We start from the raw sequence: 25,300 nt of genomic DNA on the forward strand, positions 1-25,300 counted from the left end.
CACTCACTGCTGGGCAGACAAAGTGACAATAGTGACTAAACGTGTGATTTGAATTGCCCGCAGGGTCACCCGGTCAGCTGTGGGCGGGCCGAGCAGAGGGCGCAGTGCAACCCCTGGCAGGGGCTACACCGTTGTGCCATCAGAGCCGTGAACTGCCCGACACCGCCCTCCCCGCCGGGATCTGCACCTGCGCTATCGCCACTTCCAGGCTCAACTCGAACCGGCTACCCAGCCCCCGCGTAGACTCATGCACCAGCTGGCCGCCCAGCACCTCGCCCATCTGCCGGCAGATCGACAGGCCAATGCCCAACCCGCCATATCGACGGGTCATCGAGCCATCGACCTGGAAGAAGCGCTGATACAGGATCGCCTGGTCCAGGTCATCGAAGCCGATACCGCTGTCACTGACGGTGAAGGTCAGCGCCAGGCTGCCCGGCCCAAGACGACGGCCACGCACCTGGATCATCACCCCACCCTGGTGGGTGAACTTGAGGCCGTTGTCCACCAGGCACCCCAGGCAACGCGACAGTTTGTGCGCATCGCCCAGCAGTTCGTCCGGCAGCTCGGCGGGGATGTCCAGGCTCAGGTACAGCCCCTTGCCCAGCGCCGTTCCGGCATAGCCGGCCCGCAGCTCCTGGAGCATGCGCCGCAAGCTGAACGGCGCCGCCTGCACGCGCAGGCGACCTGCCTGCAACTCGGTGAGGGTGAGAATATCGTCGACCATGTCCATCATGTTCTGCGCAGAGCCCACCGCCGTGCGGTGGTACTGGGCCATCTCGGCGCTCAGCGGCAAGGTGTGCATCAGCTCCAGCGAGCCGATCACACCGTTCATCGGGGTGCGCAGTTCGTGGGTGATCGTGGCGAGGAACTCATCCTTCAGATGGTTGCTCCTGGCCAACTGCTGGTTCAGTTGTTCCAGCGTGCGCCCGGTATCACGCAGGGTCTGTGCCTGCTGCTCGCGCATGCTGTTGATACGATCGGCCAGCGCCAGGGACAGCAACGCCACTTCCAGCGCCGCACCGAGCTGGCTGGCATACATGGTCAGGAACACATTGGGCAGGTAACCCAGCACCATCAGGGTATTGACCAGCCCGCCCAGCAGGAACGCCGTCCAGGCAATGATGAACCAGCGCGCCACCCGCAGGCCGCGCACCCAGGCATAGAGCCCAGCGGCGAAAATGCTGACGGTGAACAGCAGGGCCAGTACCGTGGCCATACGCAAGGCGATGCCATAGGGCATGCTCACCGCCAGCAGCATCACCAGCACTGCCCCGAGCATCAATAACTGCAGCAGGCGGTCGAACCCTCGGCTGATCGTGCCCAGGCGCAGGAAGTGGCGGGCGAACTGGCAACCGAACAAGCCGGCCGCACCGATGAACAACGGCGTGGCGGCATTCGCCCACCAGGGGCTGTCCGGCCAGAAGTACGCCACCCCTGCGCCGTTGACCGACACCTGGTAGAGGCCGAACGAGGCAATATAGAGGATGTAATAGAGGTAACTGACGTCCCGCACGCTGAGGAAGATGAACAGGTTGTACACCAGCATCACCAGCAAGACCCCGTAGATCATCCCCAGCATATACAGGCGAGTGGGCTGCTCTTCCATGTAGGCCTCGGCAGACCACAACGCCAATGGCGCCTGTACCGAGCCTTGGCTGTGCAGGCGCAGGTACAGGGTGGTTGCCTGGTTGGGCTGCAGCGGCAGTTCGAACAGGTAGTTGTTCTGGAGGATCTGACGGCTGGCGTAGGGCAAGGCATCGCCGGTACGCTGTGCCAGGCGGTAGGTACCATCGGCACCCGGCAGATAGAGCTCGAGGTGATCCAGCGGCGGGTACGCCAGCTCCAGCAACCATTGGCGCGGTGCGGCGTTCGCCGAGGCCAGGTAGCGCAAACCGACCTTGAGCCAGAACACCGAAGTCGAATAGCCGGCGTTCAGCACGTGTTCATGGTGTGGGCGAAAACGGTTGGCGAAGGTGGGCGCGGTAACCTGAGCGATGCTGGCGCTGCCATTGCGGTCTTCATAGACCTGCATGGTGCTGCCCAGCGACAGGTACCGGGTGGAGTCGTCGAAATCGACCGCAGTGGCCATCACGGGCAAGCAGCCCAGAAGCAAAATCAGCAAATAGCGCATACGGCCCCAGCATGGCGTGCCCGGACACGTCGCAATGGCCCCCTATCCCTATGAGACGACGAATTCCGGCAAAGCCCGTTTATCGAGTTATCCGAGCACTCTAGCATAGCTTTGAAGGCTGGCAACGGGCCATCTTGATTTAGGCTAAAAAGGCTCTAGATCGATACTTTCAGGCCATGAAGAAGCCGAAAGCTGACCTATCGATCAACAAAATCCGTTTGTAGGACGATCCGTACAAATGGGTTTGGTGGTAAGCTCGCCGACCATGAATACCTACAGCTCCCGCCCCGTTGTCCTCTGTCTCTCCGGCCACGACCCAAGTGGCGGTGCCGGCTTGCAGGCAGATATCGAAGCCCTGATCGCCCAAGGCTGTCATGCCGCACCCGCGGTAACCGCCCTGACCGTACAGGATACCGTCAACGTTTCCGACTTCCGCGTGCTCGACCGTGAGTGGGTGCTGGCCCAGGCCAATGCCGTACTGGCCGACTCCACGGTCGCCGCGGTCAAGCTGGGCATGCTCGGCTCGATCGAAATGGTCGATACCGTCGCCGAACTGCTCATTGCCCACCCACACCTGCCGGTGGTCTGCGACCCGGTGCTGCGCGCCGGTGGCGGTGGCCGGCTGGGCAAGGACGAGGTCGGCTATGCCGTGCGCGAGCGCCTGTTGCCGCTGGCCGCCATTGCCACACCGAACCTGCCCGAGGCACGCATCCTTGCCGAGCTGCCTGACGGTAGCGCCGACGAGTGCGCCGAAAAATTGCTGCCGTTCTGTAAACACCTGCTGATCACCGGTGGCCACGGCGACGAAGAAGAAATCCACAACCGCCTGTACAGCCGCGATGGCCAGCGTCATACCTGGACCTGCCAGCGCCTGCCTGGCAGCTACCACGGCTCGGGCTGTACCCTGGCCAGCACGTTGGCCGGCCGCCTGGCCTTGGGCGAACACCTGCAAAGCGCAGTGCGCAGTGCCCTCGACTACACCTGGCGCACCCTGCGTGACGCCGAGCAGCTGGGCAAGGGCCAGTTCGTCCCGCGCCGTCTGCCCCTGGATTTCTGCTCCTGATACGAGGCTTTCTGATGAAGCTACGCGGTCTGTATGCAATCACCGACAGCCAGCTGCTCGCCGGCCGTTTCCTGTCCCATGTCGAGGCGGCACTGGAAGGCGGCGTGCGCCTGCTGCAGTACCGCGATAAAAGCGATGATGACGGCCGCCGACTGCGTGAAGCCCAAGCATTGCTCAAGCTCTGCGAACGCTACGGCACCGAGCTGGTCATCAACGACGATGCCGAACTGGCGGCGCGCCTGGGCGTCGGTGTGCACCTGGGGCAGACCGACGGCCCCTTGACCCCGGCCCGTGCCCTGCTGGGCCGTCAGGCCATCATTGGCTCGACCTGCCACGCCAGCCTCGACCTGGCCGCCCAGGCCGCCAGCGAAGGCGCCAGTTACGTTGCCTTTGGCCGTTTCTTCAATTCCGTGACCAAGCCCGGTGCACCCGCCGCCGATGTTGGCCTGCTGGCGCAGGCCCGGGCCCAGGTCAAACTGCCGATCGCCGTGATCGGCGGCATCACCCTCGACAACGCCGCCCCTCTGGTCGCCCACGGTGCCGACCTGCTGGCGGTGATCCATGGCCTGTTCGGTGCCGACAGCGCGCAGGAAGTCACCCGCCGCGCCCGCGCCTTCAACGCCCTGTTCGCTTCCTGATTTCAAGAGAAGATCCCATGTCCCGTTCCGAATCCCTGTTCGCCCAAGCCCAGAAGCACATCCCAGGTGGCGTCAATTCGCCGGTCCGCGCCTTCAAGAGCGTCGGCGGCACCCCGCTGTTCTTCAAGCATGCCGAAGGCGCCTATGTCGTCGACGAAGACGACAAGCGCTATGTTGACTACGTGGGTTCGTGGGGGCCGATGATCCTCGGCCACGGCCACCCACAGGTGCTCGACGCGGTGCGCAACCAGCTGCAGCACGGTTTGTCCTACGGCGCGCCGACCGCCATGGAAACCGAGATGGCAGACCTTGTCTGCTCGCTGGTGCCCTCCATGGAAATGGTGCGCATGGTCAGCTCCGGCACCGAAGCCACCATGAGCGCGATCCGCCTGGCCCGTGGTTACACCGGCCGCGACGCCATCATCAAGTTCGAAGGCTGCTACCACGGCCACTCCGACAGCTTGCTGGTCAAGGCCGGCTCCGGCTTGCTGACCCAGGGCGTGCCAAGCTCGGCAGGCGTGCCAGCGGACTTCGCCAAGCACACCCTGACCCTACCGTTCAACGACATCGCTGCTGTCGAGAAGACCCTGGCCGAGGTCGGCCAGACCGTAGCCTGCATCATCGTCGAACCCGTGGCCGGCAACATGAATTGCGTACCGCCAGCGCCTGGCTTCCTCGAAGGCCTGCGCGAGCAGTGCGACAAGCACGGCGTGGTGTTGATCTTCGACGAAGTGATGACCGGCTTCCGGGTCTCGCTGGGCGGCGCCCAAGGCTACTACGGCATCACCCCGGACCTGTCGACCTTCGGCAAGATCGTCGGCGGTGGCATGCCGGTCGGCTGCTTCGGCGGCAAGCGCGAGATCATGGGCTGCATCGCCCCGCTGGGCCCCGTGTATCAGGCCGGTACCCTGTCGGGTAACCCGCTGGCCATGGCCGCAGGCCTGACCACGCTGAAACTCATCAGCCGCCCAGGCTTCCACGACGAGCTGAGCGACTTCACCAGCCGCATGCTCGACGGCCTGCAGCAGCGCGCAGATGCCGCTGGCGTGCCGTTTGTGACGACCCAGGCAGGTGCCATGTTCGGCCTGTACTTCAGTGGCGCCGACGATATCGTCACCTTCGATGACGTGATGGCCAGCGATGCCGAGCGCTTCAAGCGCTTCTTCCACCTGATGCTCGACGGTGGCGTCTACTTGGCACCTAGCGCCTTCGAGGCCGGCTTCACCTCCATCGCACACGGCGACAAGGAGCTGCAGATCACCCTGGATGCGGCTGAGCGGGCATTTGCCGCACTGAAGTAAAGCGCAGCCAGAGCGCTTCGCCGGGCAATCGGGCGAAGCGCTCTGGCAATAAATGCCCGGCCACACCCGCAACTTTCCCCACCGGCACATAAATTCGAGTAAAACTTTGTAAGGTTGGCGCTGCTTATCCCATAATGTGCCACCAGAGACATTGGCCGTAGCTTTGCAGAGGTATGTCGATCCCCATGAACCGCACCGGCCGCGCCCTTGCCCTGGGCTGCCTGTTGCTTCTTCAGCCCCTGCTGGCACTGGCGGAGGGCGGTAACTCGTTGCTGATTCCTGCAACGGGGCGCTGCACGCTCAATGTCCAGCCAGAGGACCAGCAAAACGCCCTCAAGGCTTGCGAGCAGATGGCGGCGACCGGGGACGCCCAGGCGCAGTACGAACTGGGTGAGTACTACTACACGCAAACCCCCAAAGACCTGAAACTGGCCTTGGACTGGTTCGAAAAAGCCTCGCTGCAAGGCCATGCACAGGCCCAGTACCGCCTTGGCGGCATGTTCTTTCATGGCGAAGGGGTCGAGGCCAACAACGTACAGGCCTACATCCTGCTGAAAATGGCAGCGGTCAACGGTGCAGAAGATGCGCTGGACATGGCCGACGAAGTCACCGAGCAGATGCCCCGCGATGAACTGGAGCATGCCACCCAGGTACTCGGCCAGATCTTCCGCAAATACCTGCTGGAACTGCAAAGCGCCGAAGGGCGCACGCCGTTCTCGCCGCTCCCCTGATCCGCGTTACTTCTCTGGCATCGGCACAGGGAACGGCATCACATTGCCAGTTCCTTTGGCTTCGCTGATCTTGGCCGTGCCCAGGCGCTCCACCTCGTCGATGCGCACGATCGAGTGCATCGGCACGAAGCTGCGGATCACACCTTCGAACTGGTTCTTGAGCTTTTCTTCACTCGGGTCGACGACGATCTGGGTGCGCTCACCAAAAACGAATTCCTCGATTTCCAGGAAGCCCCACAGGTCGCTCTGATAGATCTGTTTGGCATACATCTCGAAGACCTGCCCCTGGTTGAGGAAGATCACTTTATAGATGGCGGGTTCGCGTTTGCTCATGTTTGCCGGGATAACACATGCGTAAGAAAAGGCGCGCATCATAACAGACAGGCCCGTTGATCTGTGCTGCCGATACCGTTGAACGTTTCAGTGCTTTCGCCCCTGCCCTTCAAGGGTTATTCTTGGGTTCACCATCATTGCCGTCGAGCGGCCAAAAACGACCTTGAACGCACCCATACAACCTCATCGCTTCATCCTCGAACCCTTCGAGGCCCACCGTTTCGCCAACCTGTGCGGCCAGTTCGACGAGCACTTGCGCCTGATCGAACAACGCCTGGCCATCGAGATCCGTAACCGCGGCAATCAATTCGAGCTGATCGGCGAACCCAAGACCACCTCTGCTGCCGAGCAACTGCTGCGCCGCCTCTATCGCGAGGCCAAGGCCACCGAGCTGTCGCCGGAAACCGTGCACCTGTACCTGCAGGAATCGACCGTCGAGAACATCGAAAACCCGGCAGTCAACGAGGTCAGCGTTTCCCTGCGCACGCGCAAGGGCAACATTCGCCCGCGCGGCGTCAACCAGCAGCGTTACGTCAAGGAAATCCTGGGCAACGACATCAACTTCGGCGTAGGCCCGGCCGGTACCGGCAAGACCTACCTGGCCGTGGCCTGCGCCGTCGATGCGCTGGAGCGCGAGCAGGTGCGCCGCATCCTGCTGGTGCGCCCGGCGGTCGAGGCCGGCGAAAAGCTCGGCTTCCTGCCTGGCGACCTGGCCCAGAAGATCGACCCGTACCTGCGCCCGCTGTACGACGCCCTGTACGAAATGCTCGGCTTCGAGCACGTGGCCAAGCTGATCGAGCGCCAGGTGATCGAGATCGCCCCGCTGGCCTACATGCGCGGCCGTACCCTGAACAACAGTTTCATCATCCTCGACGAAAGCCAGAACACCACGCTCGAACAGATGAAAATGTTCCTGACCCGTATCGGCTTCGGCTCCACTGCGGTGATCACCGGCGACATCACTCAGGTCGACCTGCCACGTGGCACCAAGTCGGGCCTGGCGCATGTGATCGAGGTGCTCAAGGACGTTCCGGGTATCAGCTTTACCCACTTCCAACCCAAAGATGTGGTTCGTCACCCACTGGTGCAGCGCATTGTCGAGGCCTATGACCGCTTCGATGCCCGCCAGGCCAAGCCCGAGGCGCCCGGCAAAGATGCTTGAACTTGACCTGCAACGCGCCACGGATGCCGCCACGCCTGACGATGCCGCTTTGCGCGCCTGGTGCGAACTGGCCTTGCGCCAGCGCAGCGCCGACTCGGAAATGACCATCCGTCTGGTCGACGAAGCCGAAGGCCGCGAGCTCAACCACACCTACCGGCACAAAGACTACGCGACCAACGTGCTGTCGTTCCCGGCCGATGTGCCCGATGAACTGCTCGATATCCCGCTTTTGGGCGACCTGGTGATCTGCGTGCCAGTGGTCGAGCGTGAGGCTGCCGAACAGGGCAAGTCGCTGCAAGCGCATTGGGCGCACCTGGTCATCCACGGCTGCCTGCATCTGCTGGGCTACGACCACATCGAAGACGATGAAGCCGAGGAAATGGAAGCGCTGGAACGGGAATTGCTGGCAGAACTGGGTCACCCCGACCCGTATGCCGACGATGAAAACGAATCAATCACACACTGATACTGCAAGGATCACGAGAACCGCCATGAGCGAAGATCGATCGAGCAACGGGCAGAAGTCCTGGCTGGGTAAACTGACCCAGGCTTTTGCCCATGAGCCGAAAAACCGCCAGGAGCTGCTTGAGCTGCTGCGCGAAGCCCATCAGAACAAGCTGCTCGACAGCGAAGCGCTGACCATCGTCGAAGGCGCCATCCAGGTCGCCGACCTGCAGGTACGCGACATCATGGTGCCGCGTTCGCAGATGATCAGCATCAAGGCTACCCAGTCGCCTCGCGAATTCCTGCCCGCCGTCATCGACGCCGCGCACTCGCGTTACCCGGTGATCGGCGAAAGTCATGACGATGTGCTCGGGATCCTGCTGGCCAAGGACCTGCTGCCGCTGATCCTCAAGGAGAACGGCGACAGCTTCAACATCAAGGACCTGCTGCGCCCGGCCACGTTCGTGCCCGAGTCCAAGCGCCTGAACGTGCTGCTGCGCGAGTTCCGCGCCAACCATAACCACATGGCCGTCGTCATCGACGAATACGGCGGCGTGGCGGGCCTGGTCACCATCGAGGACGTGCTCGAACAGATCGTCGGCGACATCGAAGACGAGCATGACGTCGAAGAAGACAGCTACATCAAGCCCCTGCCCAGCGGCGACTTCCTGGTCAAGGCGCTGACCCCGATCGAGAACTTCAACGAGTTCTTCGACAGCGAGTTCTCCGATGATGAGTTCGACACGGTTGGCGGCCTGGTGATGAGCGCTTTCGGCCACCTGCCCAAGCGCAACGAGACCACCGAGATCGGTACCTACAAGTTCCGTATTCTCAATGCCGACAGCCGGCGGATACACTTGCTGCGCCTGACCCCGATCACCCGCTAAGGACAAACATGCGTTGGATCACCCGCCCCGGCTGGCCCGGTAACCTGCTGGCCTTGGCGGCCGGCGCCTCTACCCTTCTGGCCCTGGCGCCATTCGACATCTGGCCGCTGGCGCTGCTGTCCATCGCGGTGCTCTACCTCGGCCTGCGCGAGTTGACTCCGCGCCAGGCCATGTGGCGCGGCTGGTGGTTCGGGTTCGGCCTGTACGGCGCCGGCACCTGGTGGATCTACGTCAGCATGAACACCTACGGCGGTGCCTCGCCGCTGCTGGCGATCGTGCTGCTGCTGGCGTTCTTCGCCGCCCTCGCCTGGTTCTTTGCCCTGCCCACCTGGCTGTGGGCCCGCTGGCTGCGCCGCAATGAAGCCCCCTTGGCCGATGCGCTGTGCTTTGCCGCCCTATGGCTGCTGCAAGAGGCCTTCCGTGGCTGGTTCCTGACCGGCTTCCCTTGGCTGTATGCCGGTTACAGCCAGCTGGACGGGCCGTTGGCCGGCTTGGCGCCGCTGGGCGGCGTGTGGCTGATTTCGTTCGCCCTGGCCCTGAGCGCGGCGCTGCTGTGCAACCTGCCACGCCTGCGGGCGCGCCCTTCGTTCCTCGCTGTCGGCGTCGTGTTGCTGCTGGCGCCTTGGGTCGTCGGCATGGCCCTCAAAGGCCACGCGTGGACCAAGCCTGCGGGTGACCCACTCAAGGTCGCGGCCTTGCAGGGCAACGTCGAACAAGAGCTGAAATGGGACCCGGCCCACATCGACGCCCAGCTGGCGCTGTACCGCGACATGAGCTTCAGCTCCAAGCCGGTGGATCTGCTGGTTTGGCCAGAGACAGCGGTGCCGATCCTCAAGGACCAAGCCCAAGGCTACATCGACGTGATGGGGCGTTTTGCAGCCGACCGGCATTCGGCGCTCATCACCGGCGTGCCTGTACGCGAGGTGGTGCATCAGCAGCGCCGCTACTACAACGGCGTGACCGTGACGGGCGAAGGCGACGGCACCTACCTCAAGCAGAAGCTGGTGCCTTTCGGCGAGTACGTGCCACTGCAGGACATGCTGCGCGGGCTGATCGAGTTCTTCAACCTGCCCATGTCGGACTTCGCCCGCGGCCCAGAAGACCAGCCACTGCTCCAGGCCAAGGGTTACCAGATTGCCCCGTACATCTGCTACGAGGTGGTCTACCCCGAATTCGCGGCGGGCTTGGCCGCGCGCAGTGACCTGTTGCTGACCATCAGTAACGACACCTGGTTCGGCACCTCGATCGGCCCGCTGCAGCACCTGCAGATGGCGCAGATGCGCGCGCTGGAAGCAGGCCGCTGGATGATCCGCGCCACCAACAACGGCGTCACCGCCCTGATCGACCCGTTTGGCAGAATCACGGCCCAGGTTCCGCAGTTCCAACGGGCTGTGCTGTATGGCGACGTGGTGCCGATGCAGCAACTGACGCCGTATCTGCAGTGGCGTTCGTGGCCGCTGGCGATTGTCTGCGCCTTGCTGCTGGGTTGGGCACTGCTGGCCGGGCGCATAGCCAAAACCGTCTGATCAGCTGATACAAGGCCGCTCCCGGAAATGCCCGGGAGCGCCTTGATTCAATAGAACAACCGGTACCCCGCCAAGCCTGCCACTTCATTGAGCAACTGCCCGCTCTGCCACATTGCCCGGCTTTCCGGCAGCAACCCGGCGAACGGCCGCGCATGGTCCCGCCCCAGGAACCCCACCGGTGCCGGCACCACCTCGAACCCCGCCTGCTCGAAGCTCCAGCGCGAACGCTGCATGTGCCACGCCTGGGTCACCAGCACCACACGCTCAATACCCAGAGGCTTGAGTAATTGGGCGCTGAATTGGGCATTTTCCCAGGTGGTCCGGCTGGCCTCTTCCTTCCATTTGACCTCGACAGCAAAATCTTCACGCAGCCGATCTGCCATCAACCGCGCCTCACTCGGCGGCGTACCGTAGTGCAAACCGCCGCTGGTCAGCACCGGCAGTCCCGACGCCTTGGCCAGCCGCGCGGCAAAACGCATGCGCTCGAGCGCCGTTGCCGAGGGCTGGTCCTCACCGCCCCACGCCGGATCGCCACGTTCACGCCCCGCGCCCAGCACGACGATGGCATCGGCCCGCTGGGCCAGGCGGGCCCAATCGCCGGGTGCCAGCGCAGGCTCGGTTTCCAGCAGCCGCGCACCTTGCTGCACCACCAGTGGCAGGCTCATCAGCCACAACCCGCCCAGCCCCAGCACGAAGCACAGTGCGGCCAACCGCGGGCGCCTGGCGCGCAGCCACCAGGCGGCGAGCAACAGCAGGAACAGGACGCCCGGCGGCATCAACCATTGTTTGATGAAAAATCGAATCGGCATTGGCTACACCTCCTTGGCAGGCGTGCAGCCTATGAGGATCGGCGCCGGTCAACAAGTGCGCTGCCGGCGTCGATCAGGTGGAGTGTTTATTGAATTACCGGGGCGCGATGGCCTGCGCCGGGCGTCCTGAACGGCTAGCGATGTGGCAGCGTCCGGGGTGTCGCCGTCTTGGCGGGGCGTTTCTTGTCCTTGAGCCAGATGATCTTCGCCGATGTCGGCTCCGCCTGCGGGTAACTACCGGCGCAGGCATTACGGCGTCCCGGGACTGAGTCCAGGTAAGCCTTGATCACTTCGAACTCTGCATGGCTCAAGCCACGCAACTCCAGTTCGGCTGGCATCTCGTCGCGCAATCGTACCGATGTTCTGGCCACTTCCAGGGCCAGGCCAAGACGGTCGATCAGGCGTTCGTAAAGCTCCGGTTTGGTTGCGGGTAGCTGCGTTTCTCCCATCCGTTCACCTCATTGAAGGTAAGAATATCTCCCCCCACACCTGAGCTTAGCGCTGCTTCCAAAAGCAGCCGGATGCAGCGACCAGCGGCCATTCTCAATCAGGGTTTCCCACGATGCGCGGCGCTACTGTATGCTACGGCGTTCACTCTCACGACACCGGAGTGCCGGACGCAGCGAGGTTCCGCTGCCTGGAACAAGGTCTCTTCTCTCTCAGCCAAAAGTAGCCATGCACGAACAATACACGCCCCGTGATATCGAAGCCGCCGCCCAGCATTTCTGGGACGAGCAACAGTCGTTCGCTGTTACCGAACAGCCAGGCAAAGACACCTACTATTGCCTATCGATGTTCCCGTACCCGAGCGGCAAGCTACACATGGGCCACGTGCGCAACTACACCATCGGCGACGTGATTGCCCGCTACCAGCGCATGCTGGGCAAGAACGTCCTGCAGCCAATGGGCTGGGACGCTTTCGGCATGCCCGCGGAAAACGCGGCGATGAAAAACAATGTCGCCCCGGCCAAGTGGACATACGAAAACATCGACTACATGAAGACCCAGCTCAAAAGCCTGGGCCTTGCCATCGACTGGGCACGTGAAGTCACCACCTGCAAGCCGGACTACTACCGCTGGGAACAGTGGCTGTTCACCCGCCTGTTCGAAAAAGGCATCATCTACCGCAAGAACGGTACCGTGAACTGGGACCCGGCCGACCAGACCGTGCTCGCCAACGAGCAGGTCATCGACGGCCGCGGCTGGCGTTCGGGCGCGCTGATCGAAAAGCGCGAAATCCCCATGTACTACTTCCGCATCACCGACTACGCCGACGAGTTGCTCGAAAGCCTCGACGAACTGCCGGGCTGGCCTGAACAGGTCAAGACCATGCAGCGCAACTGGATCGGCAAGTCGCGCGGCATGGAGGTACAGTTCCCCTACGATCAGGCCAGCATCGGCCACGAAGGTGCGCTGAAGGTCTTCACCACCCGTCCGGACACCCTGATGGGCGCCACTTACGTCGCCGTTGCCGCCGAGCACCCGCTGGCTACCCAGGCCGCCCAAGGTAACCCGGCGCTGCAGGCATTCATCGACGAGTGCAAGAGCGGCAGCGTTGCCGAGGCCGACATGGCCACCCAGGAGAAGAAGGGCATGCCCACTTCCCTGCTGGTCGAGCACCCCCTGACCGGTGAAAAACTGCCGGTTTGGGTCGCCAACTACGTGCTGATGCATTACGGCGACGGCGCCGTGATGGCCGTGCCGGCCCACGACGAGCGCGACTTCGAGTTCGCCCACAAGTACAACCTGCCGGTCAAGGCTGTGGTGCGCACCAGCGCCGGCGATGAAGTCGGCAGCGAATGGCAGGCTGCCTACGGCGAGCACGGGCAACTGATCAACTCCGGCGAGTTCGACGGCCTGGACTTCGCCGGTGCCTTCGACGCCATCGAGGCGGCCCTGATCCGCAAGGCACTGGGCAAATCCCGCACCCAGTTCCGCCTGCGCGACTGGGGCATCAGCCGCCAGCGTTACTGGGGCTGCCCGATCCCGATCATCCACTGCCCGTCCTGCGGCGATGTGCCGGTGCCGGAAGACCAGTTGCCGGTCACCCTGCCCGAGAACGTGGTACCGGACGGCGCTGGCTCGCCGCTGGCGCGCATGCCCGAGTTCTACGAGTGCAGCTGCCCGAAATGCGGTACCGCGGCAAAGCGTGAAACCGACACCATGGACACTTTCGTCGAGTCGTCCTGGTACTTCGCCCGCTACGCCTCGCCGAACTACGACAAGGGCATGGTCGATCCGAAAGCCGCCAACCACTGGTTGCCGGTCGACCAGTACATTGGTGGTATCGAACACGCCATCCTGCACCTGCTTTATGCGCGCTTCTTCCACAAGCTGATGCGTGACGAAGGCCTGGTCACCTCCAATGAACCGTTCAAGAACCTGCTGACCCAGGGCATGGTGGTCGCCGAGACCTACTACCGCGTGGCCAGCAACGGTGGCAAAGACTGGTTCAACCCGGCCGACGTCGAAATCGAGCGCGATGCCAAGGCCAAGATCATTGGCGCACGCCTGAAGACCGACGGCCTGCCGGTAGAAATCGGCGGCACCGAGAAGATGTCGAAGTCGAAGAACAACGGCGTCGACCCGCAATCGATGATCGACGCCTACGGCGCCGACACCTGCCGCCTGTTCATGATGTTCGCCTCGCCGCCTGACATGAGCCTGGAATGGTCGGACTCCGGCGTCGAAGGTGCAAGCCGCTTCCTGCGCCGTGTCTGGCGCCTGGCCCAGGGCCACGTCAATCAGGGCCTGCCGGGTAAACTGGACCTCGCCGCGCTGAACGACGAGCAGAAGGTCATCCGCCGTGCCATCCACGCCGCGATCAAGCAGGCCAGCACCGATGTGGGCCAGCACCACAAGTTCAACACCGCCATCGCCCAGGTGATGACCGTGATGAACGTTCTGGAGAAGGCCCCCCAGGGCACCGAGCAAGACCGTGCGCTGCTGCAGGAAGGCCTGGAGGCCGTCACCTTGCTGCTGGCCCCGATCACTCCGCACATTTCCCACGCGCTGTGGAACGCGCTGGGCCATGAGCAAGCCGTTATCGATGCTGGCTGGCCGGTTGTCGATGAAAGCGCTCTGGTACAGGACACCGTAACCCTGGTGGTCCAGGTCAACGGCAAACTGCGTGGCCAGGTAGAGATGCCTGCGGCCGCCAGCCGCGAAGAAATCGAAACCGCCGCCCGCAACAACGAAAATGTCCTGCGCTTCATCGATGGCCTGACCATCCGCAAGGTCATCGTAGTGCCAGGCAAGCTGGTCAACATCGTCGCCAACTGATGGCAACGCCCACCTGCAGCCAGTGCGGGTGGGCGGTATCAGCCCACAAGGGAGCAACAACATGATCAAACGCAATCTGCTGGTATTGGGCCTGGCCATCATGCTCAGCGCCTGCGGTTTCCAGCTGCGCGGCACCGGCACCTCCGAGCTCAGCGTCAAGGAAATGGACGTCAGCGCACGTGATGCCTACGGCCCGACCGTGACGCAACTGCGCGACGTTCTGGAGCGCAGCGGCGTCAACCTGCACACCGGCGCGCCGTATCGCCTGGTACTGACCAACGAACAGCAGAGCCAGCGCGCAGCGTCCTACGCCAGCAGCAACCAATCTGCCGAGTACGAACTGACCACCGTGCTCAGCTACAGCATCCTGGGCCTGAACAACCTGGAACTGATGAGCGACAAGCTGGAAGTGCGCAAAATCTATGTGCGCGACGGCGGCAACATCACCGGCTCCGACCAGGAAGCCACCATTGCCCGCGAAGAAATGCGCCGCGAGCTGGTCAACGCCATGGTCGTGCGCCTGCAAATGCTGACACCGGCTCAGCTGGACCAGTTGCAGCGCGATGCCGACGAACGCGCCAAGGCCGAAGCTGCTGCGCTGGAGGCCGCGCGCAGCCAGCAGGCAGAAACGCCGCAGCAATCGCCTCTGGAAATTCCGGGCAACTAAGCCCGTGCGGGGCACCCCGGTGCCCCGCCTGTTTCCGATGAAACTCGCCCCCGCCCAACTCAACAAGCACCTGCAAGGCGCACTGGCCCCGGTCTATGTCGTCAGTGGCGATGATCCGCTGCTGTGTCAGGAAGCTGCCGACGCCATACGCAATGCCGCGCGTCAGCAGGGTTTTGACGAGCGCCAGGTGTTCAGCGCCGACGCCAGTTTCGACTGGGGCACCTTGCTTCAGGCCGGTGCCAGCCTGTCCCTGTTCGCCCAACGCCGGCTGCTGGAGCTGCGCCTGCCCTCGGGCAAGCCTGGTGACAAAGGCGCTGCGGCGTTGATGGAATACTGCGCCAACCCTGCCGAGGACACGCTGCTGCTGGTCAGCCTACCCAAACTCGATGGCAGTGCGCAGAAGACCAAGTGGGGCAAGGCCCTGATCGAGGGCAACCATTGCCAGTTCATCCAGATCTGGCCGGTGGATGCCCAGCAGTTGCCGCAATGGATCAACCAGCGTTTGGCACAGGCCGGTCTTTCGGCCCAGCGTGATGCGGTCGACCTTATCGCGGCACGTGTCGAGGGCAACCTGCTGGCTGCCGCTCAAGAAATCGAAAAGCTCAAATTGCTCGCCGACGGCAGCCAGGTCACCGTCGAGACGGTGCAGGCAGCCGTTGCCGACAGCGCGCGTTTCGACGTGTTCGGCCTGGTCGATGCCATTCTCAATGGCGACGCTGTGCATGCCCTGCGGATGCTCGAAGGCCTGCGCGGCGAAGGGGTAGAGCCACCCGTGATTCTTTGGGCGCTGGCGCGCGAACTGCGTCTGCTGGTAGGGCTTTCGCAGCAGTTCAGCCAAGGCGTGCCCTTGGACAAGGCCTTCAGCCAGGCCCGCCCACCGGTGTGGGACAAACGCCGGCCGCTGGTCAGCAAAGCCCTGCAGCGCCTGTCGGCGCAGCGCTGGGCGCAGCTGCTGCAAGATGCCCAGCGCATCGATGCGCAGATCAAGGGCCAAGCCGAGGGTTCACCCTGGACCGGGCTGTCACGCTTGTCATTGCTCATGGCCGGGCAGCGATTGGCTCTACCGCCTGAGTGACGCCAGGGTTGGGGCTGCTTTGCAGGCCCGAATCTCAAACCATTGACACAATCAATTGGCCCCAGCTGCTGCACAGGCCTAGAGTCCGCCCGAAACCCAACCGGCCCGGGAGCCCCGCCATGAGCAAAAAGCCGAAGAAACAAGGCCACAACAAGGCCAAATCCATCGTTGCCCAACCCTTGTTCCGCTGCCGTCAGGAACGACCAGACAAGGGCAAAGGCAGCTACCGCCGCGAAGCCTTCCAGTCGAAAGATTGGGAGGCTTCTTACTTTTTGGCCGCATGAAAGCATCGAAAGCGCAGGCATGATATGGTCAACACCTGACCTGAAATTCTGGATCTGTGCATGCCCTTCAGTCTTACCCCCCGCCGGAAATCCCGCCAACTGCTCGCGGCCTCCAGCTTGATCCTGCTCGTCGCCTGCGCGGAAAAACCCACCGCCGCCGACGCCCTGCCGCTGGCCCCCGCCCAGCCTGCGCCGGTAGTGACTTTGCCCAGCGCCACGCCCGACGTCAGCACCGAAATTCAGCCGCTGCAAACATTTGCCCAGTGGCAGGCCGGCTTCCGCCAGCAAGCCCTGCAGGCGGGCATCTCGGCAAGCACCTTCGATCGTGCGTTTCTTGGCGTGACGCCTGACATGGATGTGATCAAGGCAGACCGCAGCCAGCCCGAATTCACCCGCCCAGTGTGGGAATACCTGGAAGGTGCGCTGTCGCCACTGCGAGTACGCAATGGCAAGAAGCTGCTTGAGCAGAATGCCGAACTACTGGCCAGCCTCGAACAGCGCTATGGCGTAGACCGTCAGGTCCTGGTCTCGGTCTGGGGCATGGAGAGCAACTTTGGCCAGTTCCAGGGCAGCAAGTCGGTCATCCGCTCGCTGGCTACCCTCGCGTATGAAGGCCGCCGCCCGCAATTTGCCCAGGATCAGCTGATTGCCGCGCTGCAGATCATCCAGCACGGCGACATCCAGCCGGAGGCCATGCGTGGCTCCTGGGCCGGCGCCATGGGCCAGACCCAGTTCATCCCCACCACCTACAACACCCATGCAGTGGACTTCGACGGTGACGGCCGCCGCGATATCTGGAACAGCACCCCGGATGCCTTGGCATCGACTGCGCATTACCTGCAGAGCTCCGGCTGGAAGCGCGGTCAGCCATGGGGCTTCGAGGTTCAGGTACCGGCAGGCTTCGACTTCTGGTTAGCCGATGGCGCGTTGCGCAAACCCGTCAGTGAGTGGTTGCAATTGGGTGTGAAACTGCCGGCGGGCACAAAACTGCCGATGGGCAGCAACGACCTTTCCGCGGCCCTGCTGCTGCCGGCCGGCGCCCGTGGCCCGGCCTTCCTGGTGCTGGACAACTTCCGCGCCATTCTCAAGTACAACAACTCATCGTCCTATGCGTTGGCCGTGAGCTTGCTGGGCGATCGCTTCTCGGGCTGGGGCTTCATCGCTGGCAGCTGGCCGAAGGATGATCTGCCGCTGAGCCGTAGCGAGCGCATGGAATTGCAGAACCTGCTGAACGCCAACGGGCATGATGCGGGCAACCCCGATGGCATCATCGGCGCCAATACCCGCAAGGCCATTCGCAATGCTCAGCAGGGTTTTGGCTGGCCAGCGGATGGGTACCCGACGCATAAGTTGCTCGATAGCCTGCGTCAACGCTGATAAACCAGGGGGCGCTTTGCGCCCCTGCAACCTCACGCTTTAAACAGGTCCTGCGCCAATACCAGGCGCTGCGCCTCGCTGTCCAGCACCACCTCTGCCCCCAGCGGTAAGCACACATTCGGATCACAATGCCCGCTGCGCCACCCTGCCAGCACCGGCACGCCCAATGGCCGGAAAATATCTTGCAACAGGGGCGTCAGCGCCGCCACGGTGATCCCGGCGAAATCCCCTACCAGCACCCCTTTGACCCCATCCAGCTTGCCTGCCAGGCGCAATTGGGTCAGCAGGCGGTCCACCCGGTAAAGTGGCTCGTTGACATCCTCGATGAACAGGATGCAGCCGTTCGTATCGATCTGCGCCAGCGTTCCCAGGGTCGCGCCCAGAATCGACAGGTTGCCGCCCAGCAGACGCCCACGGGCAACGCCAGGTACCACGCAACTCAAGGCAAATTCGGCCGGGTGCACGATGGCGTCGCCCTCCCCTAACGCGCCACTCAGTTGCGCGATCAGCGACGACTCGGTCGGCGCCAGCTTCGCGCCGAGCAGGTCAGCGTTGAGCATCGCCCCATGAAAGCTGATCAAGCCGCTATGGCGGTAGATAGCTGTGTGCAGCGCGGTGATATCGCTGTAGCCGATCAGCGGCTTGGGGTTGCGCCGGATCAGATCGAAGTCGAGCTGATCGAGCAGGCGCATGCTGCCGTAGCCACCGCGCATGCACAGGACCGCGTCGATGTTGGGGTCAGCGAAGGCGTCGTGCAGATCCTGTAACCGCTGCTGATCAGAGCCCGCCAGATAGCCCTCGGCCTGCCCCACTCCAGGGTAGATACGGCAGCGATAGCCGCGCTCGGCAAACCACTGGCCAGCCTTTTGCGCATCCAGCCTTGCCGGCCCGGCGGGAGCGACAATGGCAAAGCAGGCGTTGCCCGGCAGTGCGGCGGGCAGGCGGTGTTCAGACGTTTCGGCGCAATTCATCGCAACTCCTTGCAGCGCTAGGCACAAAAACAAAAATGCCGATGCCGCCTTTCAGCGTGCATCGGCATGTACGGCTCAAACCAGGATCAGAGCTTGATCTTGGCTTCGTGAGCCTGCTGGTCGGCATGGTAGGACGAACGCACCAACGGGCCCGATGCGACGTTCTTGAAGCCCATCTTGTAGCCTTCCTCGGCAAACCAGGCAAAGGTGTCTGGGTGCACGAAACGCTGCACTGGCAGGTGGCTGCGCGACGGCTGCAGGTACTGGCCGAGGGTGAGCATGTCGATGTCATGCTCACGCATGCGGTGCATCACTTCGATCACTTCTTCGTCCGTCTCGCCCAGGCCGAGCATCAGCCCCGACTTGGTCGGTACGTGCGGCACCATCTGCTTGAACTTCTGCAGCAGGTCCAGCGACCAGTCGTAGTCCGAACCAGGGCGCGCGGCCTTGTACAGGCGCGGAACGGTTTCAAGGTTGTGGTTGAACACATCAGGCGGCTCTTGCGCGGTGATCTCCAGCGCCACATCCATCCGGCCACGGTAATCCGGCACCAGGGTTTCCAGCTGTACGCCCGGCGACAGCGCGCGGATCTCGCGGATGCAGTCGGCGAAATGCTGAGCACCACCGTCACGCAGGTCATCGCGGTCCACCGAGGTGATCACAACGTACTTCAGGCGCAGGTCGGCGATGGCAACAGCCAGGTTTTTCGGCTCGTCGAGGTCCAGCGGTTTCGGCCGGCCATGGCCAACATCGCAGAACGGGCAGCGCCGGGTGCAGATGTCGCCCATGATCATGAAGGTGGCAGTACCACCGGAGAAGCACTCACCCAGGTTCGGGCAGGAGGCCTCTTCGCAGACGCTGTGCAGCTTGTGCTTGCGCAGCAGTTGCTTGATGCGGTCTACCTCGGGGGAAACCGGGATACGCACGCGGATCCAGTCGGGTTTCTTCGGCAGCTCATCGGTAGGGATGATCTTCACCGGGATGCGCGCCACCTTGTCGGCACCACGCAGCTTGACCCCAGCTTCCACCTTCTTCGGCGCGGGGCGCGGGGTGGCATCCTGGGTAGGTATCAGGTTCGGCACGGCTTCTTGCACAGTTGTCATATTCAGTCGATTCCGCCCGTCAGGGTCGTCTGCTCAGCATAGTCGAGGTGCTTGACCAGCTGTCCGCGCAGCCTTGTCCTGACCTCGTCGAGTTCGATCGGGCCTGCCAAGTCACGCAGCTGGGTCATGGCCAGCCCCGCATACCCGCAGGGGTTGATTCGGCGGAATGGCGCAAGGTCCATGTCCACGTTCAGAGCAAGGCCGTGAAAAGAACGGCCATTGCGGATTCGCAGGCCGAGGGAGGCGATTTTCGCTCCGTCGACATAGACACCCGGCGCATCGGGCTTGGCCGCCGCGTTGACACCGTAACTGGCAAGCAGCTCGATCAGCGTCTGCTCTATACGGCTGACCAGTTCGCGTACACCAAAGCCCAGGCGGCGCACATCAAGCAGCAGGTAGGCCACCAGTTGCCCGGGGCCGTGGTAGGTCACCTGGCCCCCTCGATCGGTCTGCACCACCGGAATATCGCCCGGTACCAGCAGGTGCTCGGCCTTGCCGGCCTGGCCCTGGGTGAAAACAGCGGGGTGCTCTACCAGCCAGACTTCGTCCTGGCTGTCTGGGCTACGCTGCTCGGTGAAGCGACGCATGGCTTGCAGCACCGGTTCATAGGGCTGCAGGCCAAGCTCGCGAAAACCGAGGCGAAGGGACATCAGAGCACCATTTTCACGATGCCGGTCGCACGCAGGGCGCTGTTTATATCGTGCAGCTGATTTTCGGTCTCGGCAACGATATGCAACTGCACCGTGGTGTACTTGCCTTCCTTGCTCTGGCGCTCGGCCAGCGTGGCAAGGTCGACTGTGGCATGCTTGCTCAGTACCTCGATCACCATGTCCTTGAAGCCGACAACGGTGTCGCCGATGACCTTGATCGGGTAATCGGCGCAGGGGAATTCGATCTTGTGCGACTTGACGTCAGGTTCGCTCATGGCGGAAACGGCCTCGTAAGCCGTGGCAACAACAACGCCCCCGCTGGATTGCAGGGGCGTGCAGGTCACGTATCAGTTGAACAACCCGTAGAAGAATAGACGGATGCTATCCCACATACGACGGATGAAACCACCTTCCTCGACGCCATCGAGGGCGATCAGGTCGGCGCTGTGAACCACGTTATCGTCCAGTTTGACTTCCACTTTGCCGATCACGTCACCTTTGGCGATCGGTGCAGTGAGTTGTGGGTTCATGGTCATCGAAGCCTGCAGACGCTTCATCTGGCCTTTAGGCATGGTCAGAGTCAGGTCGTCGGCCAGCCCGGCTTTGACGATGCTGGTGGCGCCTTTCCAGACCGGGGCCTGGGTCAGTTCGGTGCCTTTCTGATAGAAGGTCTGGGTTTCGAAGAAGCGGAAGCCGTAAGTCAGCAGCTTCTGGGTTTCGGCAGCACGGGACTGCTCGCTGTTGGTGCCGAACACCACCGCAATCAAACGCTGACCGTCGCGTACAGCCGAAGCCACCATGCAGTAGCCGGCTTCTTCGGTGTGGCCAGTCTTCAGGCCATCGACCGTCTTGTCACGCCACAGCAGCAGGTTGCGGTTTGGCTGCTTGATGTTGTTCCAGAGGAACTCTTTCTGCGAATAGATGGCGTAGTGAGCCGGGTCGACGTTGATGATCGCGCGCGCCAGGATGGCCATGTCGTGGGCCGAGGAGTAGTGGTCCGGGTGCGGCAGGCCGGTCGGGTTCATGAAGTGGCTGTTGGACATGCCCAACTCGGCGCCAGTCTTGTTCATCATGTCGGCGAAGGCATCTTCGCTGCCAGCGATGTGCTCGGCCAAGGCGACCGATGCGTCGTTGCCCGACTGGATGATGATGCCATGCAGCAGGTCACTGACGGTGACCTGGCTACCGACCTTGATGAACATGCGCGAACCGCCGGTACGCCAGGCGTTCTCGCTGACGGTGACCGGGTCGTTCTCGCCGATCTGGCCACGGCGGATGTCCAGGGTGGCGATGTAGGCGGTCATCAGCTTGGTCAGGCTGGCCGGCGGCAGGCGCTCGTCGCCGTTGTTTTCGACCAGCACATTGCCGCTGGACGCGTCCATGAGTACATAGGACTTGGCTGCCAGTTGCGGTGGTGCCGGCATCATCTGCTCTGCCGCAAAGGCAACAGGCGTGATCATCAGCAGTACGGGCAGGCAAAGTCGTTTGGCAAGGTTGGTGATGTTCATCCGTCTCTCGAAAATCGCTAATGGTCTGAGATGTTCCCTGGGCCACATCGTGTGCCCAGCGCCAGTCAGTCTAGTTTTTGCGGCTCGGGGCCGAGCCCACGAAGTGCGGCTTTGTGTCGCTGCGGGCAAAAGCCGACATTGTACATGGCCGCGCGCGGCAATTCATGACAAAACAGACAGCTCGCACCCGCGGTCAGTCTGTGACCAGCTTGGCCTGGCCAAGGTTCGCCAGGCGAATGCTGTCCTGCGCCTGTTGGATTTCGCCCTGGCTGCTGATCGGCCCAAGGCGCACGCGGTGCAGGGTCTGCTGGTTACGCACGATGGAGCTGATGAACACCGGTGCGCTGACCATGGTGCTCAGCTTCGCACGCAACAGCTCGGCCGCATCCGGGTTGGCGAAAGCGCCCACCTGCAAGAAGCTGCCACCGTTGCCTGCCGGCACATTGTTGCCACCCACCTGCACAGGCACTACCGGCGCCGCGTGTTGCTGCGCCGGCGGCGACCATTGCTCGACACGCCCGGTGCTGGCCGCAATCGCCTGAGTCTGGGCTACCTGAGGCTCTTTGAGCATCAAGGGCGGCTGCTGGCCACGCTCGGCCCACCATTTCTGGGGATCGATGCCTTCGACCCGCACGTGCGCGGTGCCGTTCTCGGCATAGCCGAGCTTCTTGGCAGCGGCATAGGACAGGTCGATGATGCGGTCGGAGTAGAACGGGCCACGGTCATTGACCCGCAAGATCACGCTGCGCCCGTTGGCAAGGTTGGTCACCCGTACGTAGGCAGGCAGCGGCAGGGTCTTGTGGGCTGCGCTCATGCCATACAGGTCATAAAGCTCACCGTTGGCGGTGTTCTGCCCGTGGAACTTGGTGCCGTACCACGAGGCGGTACCTTCGGCCCGGTAGTTGCGGAAGTCCTGCATGGGGTAGTAGGTCTTGCCCAGCACCGTGTAAGGGTTAGCCTTGTAGTTGCCGGTGTGCACGGTCGGCGTCGCGTCCGGGATCTTGTTCACATCCACGTCCCACCACGGCGCACCGTCCTTGTGAGCACGGTTGATATCCAGGCCGGGCTGCGCACGAACGACATTGCCGCTTTTCTGTGGGGTCGGCCGGCTGGAGGAACAACTGACCAGCAGCATGCCGACGGCCATGCAGGCCAGCAACTTGAAGGTATTGGCAGATTTCATTGCGCGCATTACTTGACGCCCCGTGCTTGGACCAGCTGTTCCGAAAGCTGATGCACCGCCATGGCATACATCACGCTGCGGTTGTAGCGAGTGATCGCGTAGAAATTCTTCAGCCCCATCCAGTATTCAGGGCCGTTTGCGCCTTCCAGCCGGAAGGCGGTCACTGGCAGATCACCGCGCAACGCATCATGACTCGACCAGCCAAGCGCCTGCAACTGTGCGACGGTCTTCACCGGCTCGATGCCCGTGGTCAGGCCTTCGTCTGCACGCGCGCCACTGACCTGGGCCCGGCTGACCACGCCCTGCCCGGCCACCCAGCCGTGCTCTTTGAAATAGCTGGCGACACTGCCGATGGCATCGTCGGGGTTGTTCCAGATATTGATGTGGCCATCGCCATCGAAGTCCACCGCGTAGTTGCGAAAACTGCTCGGCATGAACTGCGGCAAGCCCATGGCACCGGCGTACGAACCTTTGAGTGTCAGCGGGTCGAGCTGCTCTTCGCGCGCCAGCAGCAGGTATTCACGCAGCTCCTTGCGGAAGAACTCGGCGCGCGGCGGGTAATCGAAGCCCAGGGTCGACAAGGCATCGATCACACGGTAGTTACCAGTGTTGCGGCCAAAAAAGGTTTCCACGCCGATGATCGCGACGATGTACTGCGCCGGTACGCCGTACACCTGCTCCGCCCGGGCCAGCACCGCTTCATGCTGGCGCCAGAAGTCCACACCGCGGGCGATGCGCGCGTCGGTGATGAACATCGGCCGGTAATCCTTCCACGGCTTTACCCGCTCGGCCGGCCGCGATATGGCGTCGAGGATCGATTGCTTGCGCTGCACCTCGCGGAACACGCCCATCAACTGCTCGCTGGCAAAGCCGTAGTCGCGGCTCATCTGGCCGACGAATTCGGCCACCTCACGCGAGCCGTCGTAGTCGCCGGCATGGGCCTGCTGGACAGCGGCGAACAGGCCCACCGCGCCGATCCACGGCGCAAAACGGGCAGCCCAGTTACGCACTGCTTGCATCAAATTCTTCACCTTTTTCAAACCTGTGCGATCCATTTACGGTGCGTATGGATCGACATCAAAACGCCAAACGCTGACAGCAGCGTCACCAACGAAGTTCCGCCATAGCTGATAAAGGGCAGCGGCACGCCCACCACGGGCAAAAGGCCGCTGACCATCCCGATATTGACGAACACATAGACAAAGAAGGTCATGGTCAGGCTGCCTGCCAGCAGCTTGCCGAACAGGGTCTGCGCCTGAGCGGTGATCATCAGGCCACGGCCGATCAACAAGAGGTAAACGACCAGCAGCAGGCAGATGCCGATCAGCCCGAATTCTTCGCCGAGCACGGCGATGATGAAGTCGGTATGGCTCTCTGGAAGGAAGTCCAGGTGCGACTGGGTGCCCAGTAGCCACCCCTTGCCGAACACACCACCCGAGCCGATGGCGGCCTTGGACTGGATGATGTTCCAGCCGGTGCCCAGCGGGTCGCTTTCAGGGTCGAGGAACGTCAGCACGCGCTGTTTCTGGTAGTCGTGCATGACGAAGAACCACATGGCCACCGCCACAGGCACGGTCGCCGTCAGCACGCTCAGGATCCAGCGCCAGCGCAGGCCGCCCATGAACAACACGAAGGCGCCGGAGGCAAGGATCAGCAACGCCGTACCCAGGTCCGGCTGGCGGACGATGAGAATGAACGGTACGCCAATCAGCACCAGGCTGATGGCCACGTGTTTCAGATGAGGCGGCAGGGTGCGTTTGGACAGGTACCAGGCGATGGTCGCGGGCATGATGATCTTCATGAACTCCGAGGGCTGGAAGCGGATTACCCCGGGTATGTTGATCCAGCGCGTGGCGCCCATGGCGTTATGGCCCATGACGTCCACCACGACCAACAGCAGCACCCCCGTGAGATAGGCAAGAGGCACCCAGCGCGCCATGAAGCGTGGTTCAAGCTGGGCGATGACGAACATCGACACCAGCCCGATACCGAATGAAGTGGCCTGTTTGAGCAGCAAGTCCCAGTTTTTGCCACTGGCAGAATAGAGCACGAACAGGCTGCCCGCGGCGAGGATCAACAGGATGACCAGCAAGGGGCCGTCGATGTGGATGCGCTGCAGGAAGCTGGCGCGTCGACGCATTACGTCCTCGCTGGAGAGCATGCGGTCGAAATTGT

Annotated in this window: 25 protein-coding genes; 13 read left to right on the forward strand and 12 right to left on the reverse strand. The window is 62.8% G+C overall.

What is annotated here, in order from left to right:
- Positions 1-139 precede the first annotated feature (139 nt).
- Positions 140-2,131, reverse strand: coding sequence for a sensor histidine kinase (locus JNA92_RS06465; protein WP_241803928.1), 1,992 nt, complete (start codon positions 2,129-2,131; stop codon positions 140-142).
- Positions 2,132-2,396: 265 nt separating this feature from the next.
- Between JNA92_RS06465 and JNA92_RS06470 the strand changes: the two genes are divergently transcribed.
- From JNA92_RS06470 to JNA92_RS06485, 4 genes are all read left to right on the forward strand, one after another.
- Complete coding sequence (locus tag JNA92_RS06470) at positions 2,397-3,194, forward strand: hydroxymethylpyrimidine/phosphomethylpyrimidine kinase (protein ID WP_241804121.1); 798 nt, start codon at positions 2,397-2,399, stop codon at positions 3,192-3,194.
- Between the two features lie 14 nt (positions 3,195-3,208).
- Positions 3,209-3,832 (forward strand): thiamine phosphate synthase, encoded by a 624-nt coding sequence (gene thiE, locus JNA92_RS06475; RefSeq protein ID WP_241803929.1) that lies wholly within the window; start codon positions 3,209-3,211, stop codon positions 3,830-3,832.
- 17 nt (positions 3,833-3,849) lie between these two features.
- On the forward strand, positions 3,850-5,133 hold the full coding sequence (gene hemL, locus JNA92_RS06480; RefSeq protein ID WP_012312573.1) for a glutamate-1-semialdehyde 2,1-aminomutase: 1,284 nt from the start codon (positions 3,850-3,852) through the stop codon (positions 5,131-5,133).
- A gap of 185 nt (positions 5,134-5,318) precedes the next feature.
- Positions 5,319-5,864 (forward strand): tetratricopeptide repeat protein, encoded by a 546-nt coding sequence (locus tag JNA92_RS06485; protein WP_241803930.1) that lies wholly within the window; start codon positions 5,319-5,321, stop codon positions 5,862-5,864.
- A 6-nt stretch (positions 5,865-5,870) separates the two neighbouring features.
- Here the strand turns inward: JNA92_RS06485 and JNA92_RS06490 are convergent, their stop codons facing one another.
- Positions 5,871-6,197, reverse strand: a complete 327-nt coding sequence (locus tag JNA92_RS06490) for a DUF1820 family protein (protein ID WP_241803931.1) — start codon at positions 6,195-6,197, stop codon at positions 5,871-5,873.
- Between the two features lie 163 nt (positions 6,198-6,360).
- Here JNA92_RS06490 and JNA92_RS06495 point away from each other — a divergent pair, with 163 nt between their 5' ends.
- From JNA92_RS06495 to lnt, 4 genes are read left to right on the forward strand one after another with little or no spacing between them, the layout of a single operon-like run.
- Complete coding sequence (locus JNA92_RS06495; protein ID WP_241803932.1) at positions 6,361-7,359, forward strand: PhoH family protein; 999 nt, start codon at positions 6,361-6,363, stop codon at positions 7,357-7,359.
- Complete coding sequence (gene ybeY / locus JNA92_RS06500) at positions 7,352-7,825, forward strand: rRNA maturation RNase YbeY (protein ID WP_241803933.1); 474 nt, start codon at positions 7,352-7,354, stop codon at positions 7,823-7,825. The genes JNA92_RS06495 and ybeY overlap by 8 nt, the downstream gene beginning before the upstream one ends.
- 25 nt (positions 7,826-7,850) lie before the next feature.
- Entirely contained in the window at positions 7,851-8,690 is an 840-nt protein-coding gene (locus tag JNA92_RS06505; protein ID WP_241803934.1) for an HlyC/CorC family transporter, read from the forward strand.
- An 8-nt stretch (positions 8,691-8,698) separates the two neighbouring features.
- Positions 8,699-10,216 (forward strand): apolipoprotein N-acyltransferase, encoded by a 1,518-nt coding sequence (lnt, locus tag JNA92_RS06510; RefSeq protein WP_241803935.1) that lies wholly within the window; start codon positions 8,699-8,701, stop codon positions 10,214-10,216.
- Positions 10,217-10,263: 47 nt separating this feature from the next.
- On the opposite strand, the gene JNA92_RS06515 is transcribed toward lnt, so the two are convergent.
- Positions 10,264-11,025 carry a YdcF family protein gene (locus tag JNA92_RS06515; protein WP_241803936.1) on the reverse strand — a complete coding sequence of 254 codons (762 nt, stop codon included), beginning with the start codon at positions 11,023-11,025 and terminating at the stop codon, positions 10,264-10,266.
- Positions 11,026-11,159: 134 nt separating this feature from the next.
- The gene (locus tag JNA92_RS06520) at positions 11,160-11,474 is read right to left on the reverse strand and encodes a hypothetical protein (protein ID WP_241803937.1); all 315 of its coding nucleotides are present in this window, start codon (positions 11,472-11,474) and stop codon (positions 11,160-11,162) included.
- 226 nt (positions 11,475-11,700) lie between these two features.
- Here JNA92_RS06520 and leuS point away from each other — a divergent pair, with 226 nt between their 5' ends.
- The 5 genes from leuS (at position 11,701) to JNA92_RS06545 (ending at position 17,710) form a co-directional block, all read left to right on the forward strand.
- Positions 11,701-14,307 carry a leucine--tRNA ligase gene (gene leuS, locus JNA92_RS06525; protein ID WP_241803938.1) on the forward strand — a complete coding sequence of 869 codons (2,607 nt, stop codon included), beginning with the start codon at positions 11,701-11,703 and terminating at the stop codon, positions 14,305-14,307.
- Between the two features lie 61 nt (positions 14,308-14,368).
- Positions 14,369-14,974 carry an LPS assembly lipoprotein LptE gene (gene lptE / locus JNA92_RS06530; protein WP_241803939.1) on the forward strand — a complete coding sequence of 202 codons (606 nt, stop codon included), beginning with the start codon at positions 14,369-14,371 and terminating at the stop codon, positions 14,972-14,974.
- 37 nt (positions 14,975-15,011) lie between these two features.
- A complete protein-coding gene (gene holA / locus JNA92_RS06535) occupies positions 15,012-16,049 on the forward strand; it encodes a DNA polymerase III subunit delta (protein WP_241803940.1) in 1,038 nt (345 codons plus the stop codon).
- A 119-nt stretch (positions 16,050-16,168) separates the two neighbouring features.
- Complete coding sequence (gene arfA / locus JNA92_RS06540) at positions 16,169-16,333, forward strand: alternative ribosome rescue factor ArfA (RefSeq protein ID WP_241803941.1); 165 nt, start codon at positions 16,169-16,171, stop codon at positions 16,331-16,333.
- Positions 16,334-16,393: 60 nt separating this feature from the next.
- The gene (locus tag JNA92_RS06545) at positions 16,394-17,710 is read left to right on the forward strand and encodes a lytic murein transglycosylase (RefSeq protein ID WP_241803942.1); all 1,317 of its coding nucleotides are present in this window, start codon (positions 16,394-16,396) and stop codon (positions 17,708-17,710) included.
- 32 nt (positions 17,711-17,742) lie between these two features.
- On the opposite strand, the gene JNA92_RS06550 is transcribed toward JNA92_RS06545, so the two are convergent.
- The 8 genes from JNA92_RS06550 to rodA all read right to left on the reverse strand — a co-directional run bounded on the left by JNA92_RS06550 (position 17,743) and on the right by rodA (position 25,265).
- Positions 17,743-18,681 (reverse strand): S66 peptidase family protein, encoded by a 939-nt coding sequence (locus JNA92_RS06550; RefSeq protein ID WP_241803943.1) that lies wholly within the window; start codon positions 18,679-18,681, stop codon positions 17,743-17,745.
- A gap of 86 nt (positions 18,682-18,767) precedes the next feature.
- The gene (lipA, locus tag JNA92_RS06555) at positions 18,768-19,784 is read right to left on the reverse strand and encodes a lipoyl synthase (protein ID WP_027592615.1); all 1,017 of its coding nucleotides are present in this window, start codon (positions 19,782-19,784) and stop codon (positions 18,768-18,770) included.
- 2 nt (positions 19,785-19,786) lie between these two features.
- Positions 19,787-20,434 (reverse strand): lipoyl(octanoyl) transferase LipB, encoded by a 648-nt coding sequence (gene lipB / locus JNA92_RS06560; RefSeq protein ID WP_241803944.1) that lies wholly within the window; start codon positions 20,432-20,434, stop codon positions 19,787-19,789.
- On the reverse strand, positions 20,434-20,709 hold the full coding sequence (locus JNA92_RS06565; RefSeq protein WP_241803945.1) for a DUF493 domain-containing protein: 276 nt from the start codon (positions 20,707-20,709) through the stop codon (positions 20,434-20,436). The genes lipB and JNA92_RS06565 overlap by 1 nt, the downstream gene beginning before the upstream one ends.
- Before the next feature lie 72 nt (positions 20,710-20,781).
- Positions 20,782-21,942: a D-alanyl-D-alanine carboxypeptidase family protein gene (locus JNA92_RS06570; protein WP_241803946.1), complete on the reverse strand. Its 1,161-nt coding sequence runs from the start codon at positions 21,940-21,942 to the stop codon at positions 20,782-20,784.
- Between the two features lie 193 nt (positions 21,943-22,135).
- Positions 22,136-23,134 (reverse strand): septal ring lytic transglycosylase RlpA family protein, encoded by a 999-nt coding sequence (locus JNA92_RS06575; protein WP_241803947.1) that lies wholly within the window; start codon positions 23,132-23,134, stop codon positions 22,136-22,138.
- On the reverse strand, positions 23,134-24,144 hold the full coding sequence (gene mltB, locus JNA92_RS06580) for a lytic murein transglycosylase B (RefSeq protein ID WP_241803948.1): 1,011 nt from the start codon (positions 24,142-24,144) through the stop codon (positions 23,134-23,136). The genes JNA92_RS06575 and mltB overlap by 1 nt, the downstream gene beginning before the upstream one ends.
- Positions 24,145-24,161: 17 nt before the next feature.
- Positions 24,162-25,265, reverse strand: a complete 1,104-nt coding sequence (gene rodA / locus JNA92_RS06585; RefSeq protein WP_241804122.1) for a rod shape-determining protein RodA — start codon at positions 25,263-25,265, stop codon at positions 24,162-24,164.
- Between the last annotated feature and the right edge of the window lie 35 nt (positions 25,266-25,300).

The organism is Pseudomonas putida (genome assembly GCF_022627325.1).
Lineage (GTDB): Bacteria > Pseudomonadota > Gammaproteobacteria > Pseudomonadales > Pseudomonadaceae > Aquipseudomonas > Aquipseudomonas putida_X.